The sequence below is a fragment of the Blattabacterium sp. (Nauphoeta cinerea) genome (genome assembly GCF_000471965.1).
Classification (GTDB): domain Bacteria; phylum Bacteroidota; class Bacteroidia; order Flavobacteriales; family Blattabacteriaceae; genus Blattabacterium.
This window is the reverse complement of sequence record NC_022550.1, coordinates 389821-404833: the sequence shown is the minus strand read 5'-3', so window position 1 is coordinate 404833 and position 15013 is coordinate 389821. Positions and strand designations below refer to the sequence as shown.

Here is a 15013-nt window from a genome sequence, read left to right as displayed (position 1 = left end):
ATAAATTCAAAAATTTATGATAAGTTTTTTTAAGCAATATTTTACAGGAGAAAAAAATATAGGCATTTTTCAATCTTTTATGTTAATTTTATTTTTATTGTCATTTTTTTTTATAATATTTTTTGTGTTTTCAAAATCTAAAAAATATTATCATAAAATAAGTTTAATCCCTTTAGAATTAGAAGAAGAAAAAAAAAAGGAAAGATTATGAGGTCTAAAGTTCCTTCTTTTATTATGATTCCTTCTTTTTTATCTATTATAATATTTACGCTTTATGTATTTCTTATAAGTTATAATCAAATATCTTATTTATTACATCCTATTATTATATTTTTTTTTATTATAACGACAATATTGTTGTCTATTTTAGAATCTATTAATAATTTAATTTTTGGTAAAAAATTGCAATCTTTTTCAGAAGAAGAAAGAATAAGGATTCTTGAAGAAAATGAAGGAAATTATTTCTATAGGTTTTACAGGTTTATATTTTACAATCCTAAACAGGATAAAGTAAAAAAAATAGATCATGGTTTTGACGGAATCATAGAACTAGATAATAAATTACCTATGTGGTGGATTCATCTTTTTTATATTACAATTATTTTTTCCGCAATTTATTTTTTTTCTTATTTATTTATAGATTTTTCTAATCCTTATAAGGAATATGATGTGGCTTATAAAAATCAATTAAGAGAAATTGAAATTTTTGAAAAAAATACTCCACAAATAACTATAGAAAATGCATCTTTTAAGGAAGATTCTATCAATAGCGGAAAAATCCTTTTTGATGAAAATTGCGCGACTTGTCATCAGTTAGATGGGAGTGGAAATATAGGGCCTAATTTAACAGATGATTATTGGATCAATGTCAAAGAAAAAGATTTATTTAAAAACATATATTATATAATATGGAACGGAAGCGATAATAATCCAACTATGCGTGCTTTTGGACAATCAGGAGAAATTAAAGGAAATGATATTGAAAAAATATCCAGTTATGTTTATTTCATAAATAAAAAATTAAAAAAACCTTTAAAAGGTAAAGTCCCTCAAGGAATAAAAATAACAGAATGGAGTAAAATATAAGAGATTCTTATCATATTCTAAATTTTCTTTTTTAAAAAAATTTAAAATTTTAATTATGAAAATAAAATTCAATTGGGATATTGGGATTATGTTATCTTTAATTGTTTTTATAACCTTTATTATTTACATTGCTTTCATTTTCCCACATGTAGGAAGCCAGCTTGTTTCGGATAGATATTATGAAAATGAAATGAAATATCAAGAAATTATAAATCAGAAAAAAAATGTGTTAAAACTTCCTGAAAAAATAAAAGTTTTTATTTTACATTCTGGGGTTGAGGTTATGTTTCCTCCTGTTAATAATGATATTCATGGATTTTTTACTTTATTTAGGTCTTCTTCTAAAGATTTAGATTTTACGCAGTCTTTCAAAATATTGAGATCTTCTCAAAAAAGATTATTAATTCCCAAAAAATTTTTAAAAAAAGGATATTATAAACTTATAATTAGATGGAAAACAAATCAAAAATATTTCTTTGAAAAAGATATTTTTTGGAATGAATAAATAAAAGTTTTCCCTAAAAATTTTAACATTTTAAATATAATGAGAAAAAACATAAGTAATTTTCGTAAAGAATCTTTAAACTATCATAGTCAGTTTCCTTCTGGAAAAATACAAATTACTCCTACAAAAAAATATAGCAGCCAAAGAGATTTATCTCTTGCTTATTCTCCAGGAGTAGCTGAACCTTGTAAGGAAATAGCTCGTTCTTCGATAGAAGTATATAAATATACATCTAAAGGAAATCTTGTAGCAGTAATTACTAATGGATCTGCTGTATTAGGTCTTGGAGACATTGGAGCACTAGCTTCTAAACCAGTTATGGAGGGGAAAGCTCTTTTATTTAAAATATTTTCCGGTATTGATGTTTTTGATATAGAAATAGATGAATCAGATCCAGAAAAATTTATAGAAACAGTCAAAGCAATTGCTCCTACTTTTGGAGGGATTAATTTGGAAGATATAAAAGCTCCAGAAGCTTTTGAAATTGAAAGAAGACTTAAAAAAGAACTTAATATCCCCGTTATGCATGATGATCAACATGGAACAGCTATTATTTCTGGAGCCGCATTACTAAACGCTATTACTTATGTAGGAAAAAAAATTCATGAAGTTAAAATGGTAATTAATGGAGCTGGTGCAGCAGCTATTTCTTGTGCTAGAACATATAAACAACTTGGAGTCAAACCTGAGAATATTCTTATGTTTGATAGTAAAGGATTATTACATATTTCAAGGAAGGATTTAAATAAGGAAAAAAAAGAATTTTCCGTAAATATTTATCCCATTAAAAAATTGGAACAGGCTATTAATCACGTAGATGTTTTTATAGGTTTATCTATAGGGGGAATATTAACTCCTGATATGTTAAAAAATATGGCTAAAGATCCAATTGTGTTTGCCATGGCGAATCCTGATCCAGAAATAGATTATAATTTAGCTATTAAAGTCCGTCCAGACGTCATTATGGCTACGGGAAGAAGTGATTATCCCAATCAAGTAAATAATGTATTAGGATTTCCTTATATATTCAGAGGAGCGCTAGATGTTCATGCTAATGTCATCAATGATGAAATGAAACTTGCGGCCGTATATGCTATAGCTTCTTTAGCAAAAGAACCTGTTCCAGAACAAGTAAATATTGTTTATAATAAAAAAAATATTTCTTTTGGAAAAGAATATATTATTCCAAAACCTTTTGATAATCGTTTGATTACTCGTGTTGCTCCTGCTGTAGCAAAAGCTGCTATGGATTCTGGAGTCGCAAAAAAACCTATTTCCGATTGGAAAATATATCAAGAAAAATTACTTGATAGAATGGGATATGAAAGTAAAATGCTTAGAATGATTCAAAATAGAGCACGTACAAATCCTAAAAAAGTTGTTTTTTGTAATGGAGAAGAATACGATATTTTAAAGTCTGTTCAGATTCTTCATGAAGAAGGAATTGTTTCTACACCCATAGTTTTAGGAAATGAAGAGCGCATCAAACGTTTAATTATTGAAAATCATTTAGATGTTGAACTAGAAATTATAGATCCAGAAAAAGAAGAAAATATAAAAAAAGGAGAAGAGTTTGCTAAAATTCTTTGGAAAAGAAGAAATAGAAAAGGTTTAACTTTATATGATTCCAAAATTCGTATGCGTAATAATGATCATTTTGGAGCAATGATGGTAGATCAAGAAAAAGCAGATGCTGTTATCACAGGATATTCTAGAAGTTTTTCATTAAGTTTACGTCCTATGTTAGAAGTCATAGGTAAAGCTGACTTTGTACATAAAACAGCAGGAATGATGATCTTATTAACAAAACGTGGTCCTCTATTTTTGGCAGATACAGCTGTTATTCCAAATCCAACAAGTGAGGAGCTAGCTAGAATCGCCTTAATGACTTCTCACGTAGTGAAAAACTTTGACATTGAACCGCGTATAGCTATGTTGTCATTTCAAAATTTTTCATCTGATTCAAAAACATCCTATAAAGTTTCTCAAACAGTATCCTTTTTGCATAAAAAATATCCAGATTTAATAGTAGATGGAGAAATACAACCTGATTTTGCTTTAAATGAATTTTTATTGTCCAAAAAATTTCCTTTTTCTAAACTTGTTCAAAAAAGAGCAAATATTTTTATTTTCCCAAATTTAGAATCAGGGAATTTAACTTATAAATTTATTAGAGGATTAGGAGATGTTCAAACTATAGGACCGATAATGTTAGGAATGCGTAAACCTGCACATGTTATGCAAATGCAATCTAGTATAGAAGAAATAGTGAATTTAACTACTTTGGCTGTAATCGATGCACAAATCAGACAAAATTAAAAACATGTGTTTTAAAAAAAACTTTTTTTCCAAAAAGAACTCGTACTTTTTCTTCAAAAATAAGAGGCCTATAACTAGATGTATAAAAAACAGGAAATCTCCCCCATGTAGAATGTAGACATAACAATTTTTTTTCGATTAATTTTTTCCTTATTTCTTTCACCACTATTTTTGGGATATCAATTAAATGAACTTTTCCATGATAAAAATTATTTATTTCTTGTTTTAAAAATAAATAATGAGTACAAGCTAATAATATTGCATCTATTGATTTAAAATGATTTAAATAATTGTTTATAACAGGACTTATTTTTTTCATTTCCCAACCATTTTCTATAATGGGAGCTAATAAAGGAGTAGATATTTGAACTATATCTAAATGATGATAATATTTTTTTATTTTTTTTGTATAAAAATTAGAATGTATGGTTGCAGGCGTGGCAATTATTCCTATTTTTTTATAAGAAAGAAAAATTGTATTCTTTACTACAGGATCTATGACATTAAATATTAATATTTTTTTATGAAATTTTTTTTGAATCAGATCTAAAGCATTAGATACGATAGAATTGCATGCAATAACTAAAGCTTTACAATTTTTTTTATAAAGAAAAGAAGCAATTTTTAAAGAGTTATTTCTAATAAATTCTCTAGACTTTTCTCCATAAGGCATATTTTGGGTATCTCCGAAATAAATAAAATATTCATTAGGCATTTGAATTTTCATTTCTTTAGCTATAAGAAGCCCGCCAATTCCAGAATCAAATATTCCTATTGGAGATAATGGACTTATTTTCATATTTATTAAATTAAAAGGAAAACAAATACAGATCAAAAATTGGATGTTTAATCAACTTGAAATGAATTTTGAATGAAATTGATTTTCAATCAAAAAATTATCAAAAAAAAGCTATTTTCTGATGAAATTTTAGTAAACATTTCATAAAAAATTAATTATCAAGTAGTTTTTTACTTAATTTTTTTTTCAACCTAGCAGCTTTATTTATATGTATAATATTTTTTTTTGCTAATTTATCTATCATGGAAATGACAGTAGAATATTGTTTTTGATTTTTATCAATTAACAATTTTTTTATAGCTGTCTTAGTGCTTTTATATACATATTTGTTATGTAAGCGTCTAGCATGATTTTGTCTGATTCTTTTTAACGAAGATAAATGATTTGCCATAAAAAATAATTATAGCCCATAGGGGAATCGAACCCCTCTTTCCAGGATGAAAACCTGACGTCCTAACCAATAGACGAATGGGCCTATTATAATATAAAAATTAATGACACAAATTAAATTTTTTTTATATTTAATACAAGTATTTTATTTACATTTGACTATCTCTTTTTTTGATCAATTTATTTTAAAACAAAAAAATTTATTATCAATTCCAGAATTATTTTACTTGTAATTTTTTATTATCATCTTATTTCTGTTTCATTGTATGGAAATGTAAAATACAACAAAAAATATGAAAGAATTTTTTTCAGAAAAAAAAAACAGAATATATATAGAAACAGTTCAAAAAATTGTTTTCAATTTATGAATCAAAAACAAGAAAAAACAAAATGTATCATAGAAAATGCTAAAAATTACATATCTACTCCATATAGATATGGAGGAAATTCTAAATCTGGAATAGATTGTTCTGCTTTTATCAAAAAAGTTTTCGCTTCTTATCATATATTTTTACCACGTATTTCTTCCAATCAAGCTAAAAAAGGTCTTTTGATTTCTAAAGATCAAATAGAAAAAGGAGATTTATTATTTTTTTCAACAGGAACATATAAAAAAATCAATCATGTAGGAATGGTAATATATATTAGCAATAATAACATATTTTTTATTCATGCATCCACATCTAACGGAGTAATTATATCTCAATTATATCATAAATATTGGAATCATAAATTCATTATGGCAAGAAGAATTCTTTATTCTTCATAAAAAGAAATTAAAAAACCTAAAGATTCTAAATCCTTCCAAAAATTAGGATATGATTTGTCAACAACATTTGGATTTTCTATTTGTATAGAATCATAACATAACCCCAATGCTGAAAAAGACATTGCCATCCTATGATCTTGATAAGTTTTAATTCTGATAAAAGAATTCATTCTTTTTTTATAAAAATCTTTTATTCTTAAATAAGAATCCGTAATTTCTATTATTACTCCAACTTTAAAAAGTTCTTCTTTTAATGCTTGTAGTCTATCTGTTTCTTTAATTTTCAATGTTTCTAATCCTTTTAAACTACATTTTACTCCAATAGCGGCACAAGTCACAACAATAGTTTGAGCAAGATCTGGTGTTTTATTTAAATCTAATTCAATAAATTTGGGATATAAAAAATTATTTTTTTTTAATGTTATTACATTTTTATCAAAAATGGTATTAATTCCAAAATATTTATCATATATGGATGAGACTTCTTTGTCTCCTTGTAAACTATTATTATTATATGAACGTAAAATAATATGACTTTTTTTTGCAATAGTAGCCATAGAATAATAGTAAGAAGCAGAGCTCCAATCTGATTCTACAGAAAAACGTTTTTTATCTTTGTTTTTTACTGGATAAATATGGATAATTCTTTCTTTCCAATCTGCTTTTATTCCAGCTAGAGTAAGTAAATCAAAAGTCATTTTTATATAAGGAATAGATGTGATATTTCCTTTAAGAAAAATTTTTAATCCTATTTTAAGCTGACTAGCTATTAACATAAGAGAACTTATATACTGACTACTAATTTTCGCATTCATATCTATTTCTCCACCTAAAATTTTATTTCCGAAAATTTGTATTGGGGGATATCCTTCTTTTTCCAAATATAAAATTTTAGATCCCAACTTTTTCAGAGCTTCTACAAGTATAGAAATCGGTCTCTCTTTCATTCTATCTGATCCTGTTAATATAACTTTTCTACCCTCTTGTATAGAGAAATAAGAAGTTAAAAAACGCATAGCAGTTCCAGCATGATGAATATCTAATATATTAGAGGGGCTCATTAAACTTTTTTTTAATACTTCTGTATCTTCACAATTAGAAAGATTTTCAATATGAATATCATCTTTATGAATAGCTTTTAAAATTAAAAGACGATTAGATATACTTTTAGATCCTGTTATAGATATGGAACCATCTAAGGAATTTTTATCTTTATAAATCTTAATATAAGAAGACATATTTTTATTTTAATTTTCTATTTTCGTGATGTCTAGCATGATCTCTAATTTCTTTTTTTTTAATTTTCTATTAAAGGATTCTTCCAAATCAATTCCAGTTTGATTTGCTAAACAAATTATAACAAATAATACATCTGATAATTCTTCTCCAAGATCTTCATTTTTTTTATAATTTTTTTGTTTTGATTGTTCTCCATAATTTCTGGCAATAATTCTAGAAACTTCACCTACTTCTTCAGATAAAAGAATTGTATTAGTCAATATATCAAAATAACGAATTCCATGATTGATTATCCAATTATGAACAACTTTTTGTAAATTATTGATTTTCAATTTTATTTATTATTTTTTTTATTCAAAACAAATTGAACATGATTTATAATAGAATCACAATTAATTTCATATTTTTTTAAAAGCTCCATGGGTTTTCCACTTTCTCCAAAAGTGTCGTTTACGGCAACTAAACTTTGAATAACAGGACATTTATGAGTAGTTAATATTCTAGCCACACTTTCTCCTAACCCCCCCCAATAATTGTGTTCTTCTGCAGTAACAACACATTTTGTCTTATTAATAGATTTTAAAATAGTATAATTATCTAATGGTTTAATTGTATGAATATTAATGACTTCACATTCTATGCCTTTTTTTTCATCTAAAATTCTAGATGCTTCTAAAGATTCCCAAACTAAATGTCCTGTACTAACAATAGTAACATCTTTTCCTTCCGTTAAAACTACTGCTTTTCCTATTTCGAATATTTGATTTTCATCTGTAAAGTTAGCTACAGCAGGACGTCCAAAACGCAAATATACTGGGCCTAAATAATTCGATATTGCTAAAGTAGCTGCATAGGTCTGATTATAATCACAAGTATTAATAACAACCATCCCAGGTAACATTTTCATCATTCCTATATCTTCTAAACTTTGATGTGTAGCTCCATCTTCTCCTATAGTTAATCCAGAATGAGAAGCACATATTTTTACATTTTTATAAGAATAAGCAATAGATTGACGTATTTGGTCATAAACACGAGATGTCGAAAAATTAGCGAATGTTCCGGTAAATGGAATATATTGACCAATACTAAGTCCGGATGCTATCCCTATCATATTAGCTTCTGCTATTCCTATTTGGAAAAATCTATCAGGAAATTCTTTCGAAAACTGATCCATAAATAAAGAAGTCTTAAGATCCGCACATAATGCAACAACTCTATGATTTGTTCTCCCCAAAAAAGTTAAAGCCTTTCCAAATCCAGCTCTAGTTTCTTTTAATCCTTTATTTTCATACTGTTTCATAAAACACATATTTTGATTTACAATGGATAATCTCCTAAAGGAGTTTTAGGAAGTTGATATAAAGCTTTTTTTAGTTCTTCTTTATTAGGAGGTTTTCCATGCCATGCGTTATTTCCTGCCATAAAATCTACACCGTGTCCCATTTGAGTATATAATATGATCAAAACAGGTTTTTTTTTCCCCGTTTCATTTTTAGCTTTCTTTAAAATGTTAATTACTTTATCAATATTATTTCCTTCTAATTCTTCTAAAACCTTCCAATCAAAGGATTCAAATTTTTTTTTTAAATTCCCCAAAGGGAGTACTTCATCCGTACTCCCATCTATTTGTTGACCATTATAATCTATAGTAGCTATATAATTATCTATTTTCCTAGAACCTGCATATAAAACTGCTTCCCAAATTTGTCCTTCATTTAACTCTCCATCTCCATGTAAACTGTAAACCATACTACTCAATTCCTTGTTAAGTTTTTTTGATAAGGCAGCCCCAATGGATACAGACATTCCTTGCCCTAAAGAACCCGAAGAAATTCGTATTCCTGGTAATCCTCCATGTACAGTAGGATGTCCTTGTAAACGAGAATTTAACTTTCTGAAAGTAGATAATTCTTTAATAGAAAAAAAACCAGAACGAGCTAATATGCTATAATAAACAGGAGATATATGTCCATTAGACAAGAAAAAAAGATCTTCTCCTTTTCCATCCATGGAAAATTGATTTGGATTATAATGCATAATTTTTTGATATAAAGCCACAAAATACTCTGTACATCCTAAAGACCCACCAGGATGTCCAGATTTTGCGTCATATACCATACGTAAAATATCTCTCCTCACTTGAATACACAAGTTTTTTAAATAACACATATTCATCATTTCTAATGTTGTTTGTATATTTTTGCATTTATATCATGTTTCACAAAAGTAACAATTAATTTAATTATGAGTATTCTAAATAGAAAAGCAAAATTTAAATATCATTTTATTGAGCATTATGTAGCTGGAATACAATTATTTGGAACAGAAGTGAAATCTATAAGACAAAATAAAGCTAATATTATGGAAAGTTTTTGTCAAATGAAGGATGGAGAGTTGTATTCTATCAATATGTACATAGATGAATATAAATTTGGAACCAACTGGAATCATTCAATCAGAAGAGAAAGGAAATTGTTATTGAAAAAACAAGAATTGATAAGAATTAACAAAAAATTAAAAGATCCTGGTTTAACTTTAATCCCTATAGAATTATTTTTTAATGATAAAGGATACATTAAATTGAAAATAGTTTTAGCTAAAGGAAAAAAAACATACGATAAACGTGAATCTTTACGAAAGAAAGATTTTTTGAAAGAAATTAATCGATCTTTAAAATTTAAAAATCGTATTTAATTTATTTTTGAAATCAAATATTTATATTTGTTTTGTTTAGATTAAAAGAAATTATAGTTTTATGAAAAACGTCAACTTTTTTATTGTTGCTTTATTTACTTTTTTTTCATCTGTATTTTCTCAAACCCAAGATTCGAAAGAAAAATGGTTTGTTCGAATAGGAGCGCATGATATTAATTATTATCCTATAAGGTCTCCTTTTAAAGGGTTTTTTCTAAAAAGAAATAACAGCTTTAATCCAGTGATTTCCAGTATAGAACTGGAACATAATATAAAAAAACATATAGGTTTGTATTTAGATGCTTCATTTGGAATGGTAAACAATCCCAGATGGAAAGTAGAAGATAACTTTTTTATAAAGTTAAGTAATGGGATTAATTTATATGTTTTTCCTCATTACAAATTGGATCCTTACCTAAGATTAGGAGGTGGCTATCATAAATCGAATAATTATATCAATAGAGAGTTGGGAATTTCAGATTCAAAATATTTTAAAACGAATAAAAAGAATTTTTTTCTTCTAGATGGTGGATTAGGCTTAAATTTATGGTTAGTCTCTAATTTTGGAATTAATGTACAAAGTACTTATAACCATGTATTTGCTAAACAATCAAGAGATTATCTAAATTTTTGGAAACATAATGTAGGATTAATTTTTCGTTTTGGAAATTTAAAAATTGATCATGATCATAAAATTGTAGTAGAAAATAATAAAGAAAAAGAAAAAGAAGAAAAAGAGGTCGAACAAAAAATTTGTTGTGAAGACTCAGATAATGATGGAATTTTAGATAAAGAAGATTTGTGCCCCAATCAATTTGGATTAAATAAATTTAAGGGGTGTCCTGATACCGATTCAGATAATATTCCAGATCATGAAGATAAATGTCCCAATCAATTTGGATTAAAAAAATTTAATGGGTGTCCTGATACCGATTCAGATAATATTCCAGATCATGAAGATAAATGTCCCAATCAATTTGGAAAAAAAGAAAATAAAGGATGTCCTGATATAGTTTTTCATCCAATTTTATTTGATGGAGGAAAATTTTCATTATCTACTCGTTCTTTAATAATTATCAATAGAATTGCCAAAATCATGATAAATCGTATTCCTAATTCCAAATTTTATATAAATGGATATGCAGATCCTCATGGCAAATTATATTTTAATAAAATATTGTCTTTTAAAAGAGCACGTTCCGTTTTTTATGCTTTAGTATCTAAAGGAGTCAATCCTTCTAGAATAGAAGTTAGAGGACTAGGAGTAGAAAAGAAAAAAGGACGACGTGTTGAAATCATAATACGAAAATAATCGACAAAAAAAAATCTCTTGACTTTTTCAAGAGATTTTTTTATTTACATAAAAAGATATGTATACACTTATTTGATAAAGTATTATAAGAGGAATCAATACAATGATTGTACTTAAAATATCTCCAGGTGTTATAGCAGAAGCTATAACCAACATAATAAAAAAAGCATGTTTTCTGTATTTTTTTAAAAATGAATAAGAAACTAATCCCATTTTAGTTAAAAAGAATATGATAAATGGAAATAGAAAAACAATCCCCATAGAAAATACTGAGTGTACAATTAAAGAAATATAATCTGATAAATCAAATATGTTTTTCGGAAAATTACTTATTCTAAAAGAATATCCAAAATGAATTAAAAATGGACATAATATAAAATAACCGAAAAAAACTCCTAACAAAAATAAAAAAGAAACCATAATTAATATCCATATTGAATATTTTTTTTCTTCATCTGAAAGAGCTGGTTTTATGAATTTCCAAAATTCATAAAAAACATAAGGAAAAGATAAAATAACTCCTCCTATAAAACAAGTCCATATATAAATATGAAATTGTCCAAATATTTGTCTGTTTTGTATTTCTAAATTTTTGTATAAAAAAGAAAGTGAGTTAAAGCGCCCCCCTAAAAAAGTATTTGTAAATTTATACAATATACGATAAGTAATAAAATCTGTTTTTGCTGGACCAAAAATAATACAATCAAATATAATATTTTTATTGTTCATTAAAACAATCATTGAAATGATTATTGCACAAATACAATGAATTATATGTTTTCTTAATTCTTCAATATGTTTCCAAAACGGCATTTTATTTTCTTTCATGTTATAAAATAAAACTTCTTTTCAAAAAAAATTGTAATTTCTATATTTAGATTAAAAAATTTCATAACAAATGAAATGTGGAATTATAGGCCTTCCAAATGTAGGAAAATCAACATTTTTTAATTCTATTTCTAATTCCCAAGCTTTATCAGAGAATTTTCCTTTTTCTACTATAGAACCGAATTATGGAATTACTAAAGTTCCAGATGAAAGACTAGACGAATTAAAAAAAATCATTAATCCTATTAGAATAATTCCATCCGAAATAAAAATAGTAGATATAGCAGGATTGATTAAGGGATCCCATAAGGGAGAAGGTTTAGGGAATAGATTTTTATCTCATATTCGTGAAACAAATGTCATTATCCATATAATACGTTTTTTTCAGGACATCAGTGTCCTTCATGTGGAAGGAACTGTAAATCCTGTTAGAGATAAAGAAATTGTTGATATGGAATTACAGTTAAAAGATTTAGAAATGATAGAAAATAAACTAGAAAAAATTATTAAAAAAAATGAGAATCATATCAATAAATCTACACATATCATGCAAAAAATTTTTTCTTTTTTAAAAGAAGGAAAAAACATTAGAATGTATCCATTTCAAGAATCAGATAAAGAATCTATAAAAGATTTACAGTTATTAACTGTTAAACCTGTTATTTATATATGTAATATAGATGATGAATCAAACTACAAAACTAGTTTACATATAGAAAATATGAAAAAAATAGCAAAAATGGAAAATTCTACTTTAATAATTTTATCTCTAAAAAAAAATAAGAATTGTACAGGAATAAATCAAGTCATTAAAAAGGCTTATAAGTTGTTAAACTTACAAAGTTTTTTCACGGTAGGAAAAAAAGAAATTAGATCTTGGTCTATTTCTAATCCATGTACGGCTTATGAAGCTTCTTCAGTTATTCATACAGATTTAAAAAAAGGATTTATTCGAGCAAAAGTCATTCATTATGATGATTTTATCAAATACGGATCCGAAGAAAATGCAAAAAAAGCAGGAAAAATGTTTTTAGTGGGAAAAAATTATCTTATCCAAGATGGGGATATTATTCATTTTATATTTAATCAATAAAAATTGATTTATTATTTTGATTAACTTCTTGTAAAGTTTCAAAAATTAATGATATAGCTTGTTCTACATCTTTTCTATGAACCATTTCTACTGTGGTATGCATATATTTAAGAGGAATGGAAATTAAAGCAGATGATACGCCCTTATTGGAATAAGCAAAAGCATCTGTATCCGTCCCCGTATACCTAGATGATACTAAACGTTGAAAATGTATTTTTTTATTGTAGGCTATATTAATAATGAATTCTCTAATATTTTGATGTATTGAAGGTGCATATACAATGACAGGACCTAGTCCACATTTAACATCGCCTTGTATTTTTTTATCAATCATAGGACTATAAGTATCATGTGTTACATCTGTCACAATAGCAACATTAGGCTGTATCGTTTGAGATATCATTTGAGCTCCTTTTAATCCCACTTCTTCTTGAACTGAATTTACGATATATAATCCAAATTTTAAATCAATCCCATTTTCTATTAACATTTTGGCTACTTCTGCTATAATAAAGCCTCCTATTTTATTATCTAATCCTCTAGACACAAAATAGTTATGATTCATAATAAAAAACTTATCAGGATAAGTAATCATACAACCTACATGAACACCCATTTGAATAGCTTCAGTCTTATTGGAAACCCCAATATCTACGAATATATTATCCACATTAGGGCATTTTGATTTCTCTTCTGAAGATTTTCTTGTGTGAATAGCAGGCCATCCAAACACTCCATGTACGAATCCTTTTTTGGTATGAATGATCACTCTTTTAGATGGAGAAATTTGGGGGTCTGATCCTCCATTGCGAGAAACATATATTATTCCTTCTTCTGTTATATGATTCACATACCATGATATTTCATCAACATGGGCTTCAATGATTAATTTATATGGAGAATCAGGATTGATGATACCGACTGCAGTTCCATACAAATCTGTTTGTATTTTTTCTACATAAGAACTAATATAATCAATCCATATTTTTTGTCCTTCCCTCTCATTTCCTGTTGGAGAAAATTCATTCAAATATTTTTCTAGAAATTTAATAGAATCACTATTAATTGAATATGAATAATTATTCATTCTTTTTTTTATTATAAATTTAACCAATCTTTATCTATAAAAATAGATCCTTCAAATATTAATTGAACATTTCCAGTTAAAGAAACATTTTTGTATTCCTTTTTTGTTTTTGTTAACGAAACCCATAATTTTCCCCCAAGAGTTTGAACCAAAATATCTTTAATATCTTTAACATTATTTTTTATTTTATTTGTTTCACATGCAGCTATAACAGATGCTACAACTCCTGTTCCACAGGATAAAGTTTCGTTTTCTACTCCTCTTTCATAAGTACGTACTTGTAGAGTATCATTTTCAAGTATTTTTACGAAATTCACATTTACTCCTTTTTCAAAATAAGGATTTTGAAATCTAATATTTTTTCCTTCTTCATATACATTTTTTTCTTTTATATTTTCTTCTTCTAAAAATAAAATATGATGTGGAGATCCTGTATTCAAAAAAACATATTTCGAATGAATTTTTATTGTATTTCTGTCTATATTCATCATATTTATAGAAACTAAATTATCTATTATAAATCCATTATGATATCCATCTATAGCTCGAAAATGAATTTTATTTTTTTTGGTAATTCCTAATTTTTTAGCAAAAGAAACAGCGCATCTTCCTCCATTTCCACACATTGTACTTTCTTTTCCATCGGAGTTACAATATTTCATATAAAAATCACTTTTATATTTATCATCATTTTGAATTAAAATAATTCCATCGGCCCCAATTCCAAAATGTCTATCACACAATTTTTTAAACAAAAAAGAATTTTCTACTTTTTTTTTTCTAGAATCTAAAAGGATAAAATCATTTCCTGTTCCTTGATATTTATAAAAATCTAATTTCATATATAACGAAGTTAATATTATTTTCATAACTTTTATAAATTTCTATA

At 26.3% G+C, this 15013-nt stretch carries 16 protein-coding genes, 1 tRNA gene and 1 pseudogene; 8 read left to right on the top strand and 10 right to left on the bottom strand.

Annotation, left to right across the window (positions count from 1 at the left end; translation table 11 throughout):
- Positions 1–16: 16 nt before the first annotated feature.
- Genes K645_RS02025 through K645_RS02010 form a run of 4 tightly spaced genes read left to right on the top strand, consistent with a single transcriptional unit; the run spans position 17 to position 3910 of the window.
- Positions 17–211, top strand: a complete 195-nt coding sequence (locus tag K645_RS02025) for a CcoQ/FixQ family Cbb3-type cytochrome c oxidase assembly chaperone (protein ID WP_041936018.1) — start codon at positions 17–19, stop codon at positions 209–211.
- Positions 208–1086 carry a cbb3-type cytochrome c oxidase N-terminal domain-containing protein gene (locus tag K645_RS02020; RefSeq protein WP_022565214.1) on the top strand — a complete coding sequence of 293 codons (879 nt, stop codon included), beginning with the start codon at positions 208–210 and terminating at the stop codon, positions 1084–1086. Before K645_RS02025 ends, K645_RS02020 begins: the two co-directional genes overlap by 4 nt.
- Positions 1087–1141: 55 nt before the next feature.
- On the top strand, positions 1142–1591 hold the full coding sequence (locus tag K645_RS02015; RefSeq protein ID WP_022565213.1) for a FixH family protein: 450 nt from the start codon (positions 1142–1144) through the stop codon (positions 1589–1591).
- 39 nt (positions 1592–1630) lie between these two features.
- The gene (locus K645_RS02010) at positions 1631–3910 is read left to right on the top strand and encodes an NADP-dependent malic enzyme (RefSeq protein ID WP_022565212.1); all 2280 of its coding nucleotides are present in this window, start codon (positions 1631–1633) and stop codon (positions 3908–3910) included.
- Here K645_RS02010 and murI read toward each other — a convergent pair.
- From murI to K645_RS01995, 3 genes are all read right to left on the bottom strand, one after another.
- A complete protein-coding gene (gene murI, locus K645_RS02005; protein WP_041936017.1) occupies positions 3897–4709 on the bottom strand; it encodes a glutamate racemase in 813 nt (270 codons plus the stop codon). The genes K645_RS02010 and murI overlap by 14 nt on opposite strands.
- Positions 4710–4860: 151 nt before the next feature.
- Positions 4861–5100: a 30S ribosomal protein S20 gene (rpsT, locus tag K645_RS02000; protein WP_022565210.1), complete on the bottom strand. Its 240-nt coding sequence runs from the start codon at positions 5098–5100 to the stop codon at positions 4861–4863.
- Between the two features lie 12 nt (positions 5101–5112).
- Positions 5113–5184 (bottom strand) — tRNA-Glu (locus K645_RS01995).
- A 279-nt stretch (positions 5185–5463) separates the two neighbouring features.
- Here K645_RS01995 and K645_RS01990 point away from each other — a divergent pair.
- Positions 5464–5868 (top strand): C40 family peptidase, encoded by a 405-nt coding sequence (locus K645_RS01990; RefSeq protein WP_160142072.1) that lies wholly within the window; start codon positions 5464–5466, stop codon positions 5866–5868.
- On the opposite strand, the gene K645_RS01985 is transcribed toward K645_RS01990, so the two are convergent.
- The 4 genes and pseudogenes from K645_RS01985 to K645_RS01970 form a co-directional block, all read right to left on the bottom strand.
- Positions 5856–7106, bottom strand: a complete 1251-nt coding sequence (locus K645_RS01985; RefSeq protein WP_022565208.1) for a 3-phosphoshikimate 1-carboxyvinyltransferase — start codon at positions 7104–7106, stop codon at positions 5856–5858. The genes K645_RS01990 and K645_RS01985 overlap by 13 nt on opposite strands.
- A gap of 4 nt (positions 7107–7110) precedes the next feature.
- Positions 7111–7439, bottom strand: a pseudogene (locus tag K645_RS01980) (nucleotide pyrophosphohydrolase).
- A 2-nt stretch (positions 7440–7441) separates the two neighbouring features.
- A complete protein-coding gene (locus K645_RS01975) occupies positions 7442–8410 on the bottom strand; it encodes a transketolase family protein (protein WP_041936090.1) in 969 nt (322 codons plus the stop codon).
- A gap of 17 nt (positions 8411–8427) precedes the next feature.
- The gene (locus K645_RS01970) at positions 8428–9288 is read right to left on the bottom strand and encodes a transketolase (RefSeq protein ID WP_022565205.1); all 861 of its coding nucleotides are present in this window, start codon (positions 9286–9288) and stop codon (positions 8428–8430) included.
- 66 nt (positions 9289–9354) lie between these two features.
- Between K645_RS01970 and smpB the strand changes: the two genes are divergently transcribed.
- Both smpB and K645_RS01960 read left to right on the top strand, forming a co-directional pair.
- Positions 9355–9804: an SsrA-binding protein SmpB gene (gene smpB / locus K645_RS01965; protein WP_041936016.1), complete on the top strand. Its 450-nt coding sequence runs from the start codon at positions 9355–9357 to the stop codon at positions 9802–9804.
- Between the two features lie 61 nt (positions 9805–9865).
- Positions 9866–11116: an OmpA family protein gene (locus K645_RS01960; RefSeq protein ID WP_022565203.1), complete on the top strand. Its 1251-nt coding sequence runs from the start codon at positions 9866–9868 to the stop codon at positions 11114–11116.
- 27 nt (positions 11117–11143) lie between these two features.
- Here the strand turns inward: K645_RS01960 and tatC are convergent, their stop codons facing one another.
- Positions 11144–11944, bottom strand: a complete 801-nt coding sequence (gene tatC / locus K645_RS01955) for a twin-arginine translocase subunit TatC (RefSeq protein WP_022565202.1) — start codon at positions 11942–11944, stop codon at positions 11144–11146.
- 70 nt (positions 11945–12014) lie between these two features.
- Between tatC and K645_RS01950 the strand changes: the two genes are divergently transcribed.
- On the top strand, positions 12015–13037 hold the full coding sequence (locus K645_RS01950; protein WP_022565201.1) for a redox-regulated ATPase YchF: 1023 nt from the start codon (positions 12015–12017) through the stop codon (positions 13035–13037).
- Here the strand turns inward: K645_RS01950 and K645_RS01945 are convergent.
- Both K645_RS01945 and dapF read right to left on the bottom strand, forming a co-directional pair.
- Positions 13027–14124: a M42 family peptidase gene (locus tag K645_RS01945; protein WP_041936089.1), complete on the bottom strand. Its 1098-nt coding sequence runs from the start codon at positions 14122–14124 to the stop codon at positions 13027–13029. The two genes, K645_RS01950 and K645_RS01945, sit on opposite strands and share 11 nt — an antisense overlap.
- Before the next feature lie 11 nt (positions 14125–14135).
- Positions 14136–14966 carry a diaminopimelate epimerase gene (gene dapF, locus K645_RS01940; RefSeq protein ID WP_041936015.1) on the bottom strand — a complete coding sequence of 277 codons (831 nt, stop codon included), beginning with the start codon at positions 14964–14966 and terminating at the stop codon, positions 14136–14138.
- Positions 14967–15013: the final 47 nt, after the last annotated feature.

Bases quoted from the DNA above. Each gene is read 5' to 3' on its own strand.
- K645_RS02020 (WP_022565214.1), top strand. From the start codon at position 208: ATGAGGTCTAAAGTTCCTTCTTTTATTATGATTCCTTCTTTTTTATCT.
- K645_RS01975 (WP_041936090.1), bottom strand. From the start codon at position 8,410: ATGAAACAGTATGAAAATAAAGGATTAAAAGAAACTAGAGCTGGATTT.
- dapF (WP_041936015.1), bottom strand. From the start codon at position 14,966: ATGAAATTAGATTTTTATAAATATCAAGGAACAGGAAATGATTTTATC.
- rpsT (WP_022565210.1), bottom strand. From the start codon at position 5,100: ATGGCAAATCATTTATCTTCGTTAAAAAGAATCAGACAAAATCATGCT.
- K645_RS01990 (WP_160142072.1), top strand. From the start codon at position 5,464: ATGAATCAAAAACAAGAAAAAACAAAATGTATCATAGAAAATGCTAAA.
- K645_RS02010 (WP_022565212.1), top strand. From the start codon at position 1,631: ATGAGAAAAAACATAAGTAATTTTCGTAAAGAATCTTTAAACTATCAT.
- K645_RS01960 (WP_022565203.1), top strand. From the start codon at position 9,866: ATGAAAAACGTCAACTTTTTTATTGTTGCTTTATTTACTTTTTTTTCA.
- smpB (WP_041936016.1), top strand. From the start codon at position 9,355: ATGAGTATTCTAAATAGAAAAGCAAAATTTAAATATCATTTTATTGAG.
- tatC (WP_022565202.1), bottom strand. From the start codon at position 11,944: ATGAAAGAAAATAAAATGCCGTTTTGGAAACATATTGAAGAATTAAGA.
- K645_RS01970 (WP_022565205.1), bottom strand. From the start codon at position 9,288: ATGATGAATATGTGTTATTTAAAAAACTTGTGTATTCAAGTGAGGAGA.
- K645_RS02025 (WP_041936018.1), top strand. From the start codon at position 17: ATGATAAGTTTTTTTAAGCAATATTTTACAGGAGAAAAAAATATAGGC.
- K645_RS02015 (WP_022565213.1), top strand. From the start codon at position 1,142: ATGAAAATAAAATTCAATTGGGATATTGGGATTATGTTATCTTTAATT.
- murI (WP_041936017.1), bottom strand. From the start codon at position 4,709: ATGAAAATAAGTCCATTATCTCCAATAGGAATATTTGATTCTGGAATT.
- K645_RS01985 (WP_022565208.1), bottom strand. From the start codon at position 7,106: ATGTCTTCTTATATTAAGATTTATAAAGATAAAAATTCCTTAGATGGT.
- K645_RS01945 (WP_041936089.1), bottom strand. From the start codon at position 14,124: ATGAATAATTATTCATATTCAATTAATAGTGATTCTATTAAATTTCTA.
- K645_RS01950 (WP_022565201.1), top strand. From the start codon at position 12,015: ATGAAATGTGGAATTATAGGCCTTCCAAATGTAGGAAAATCAACATTT.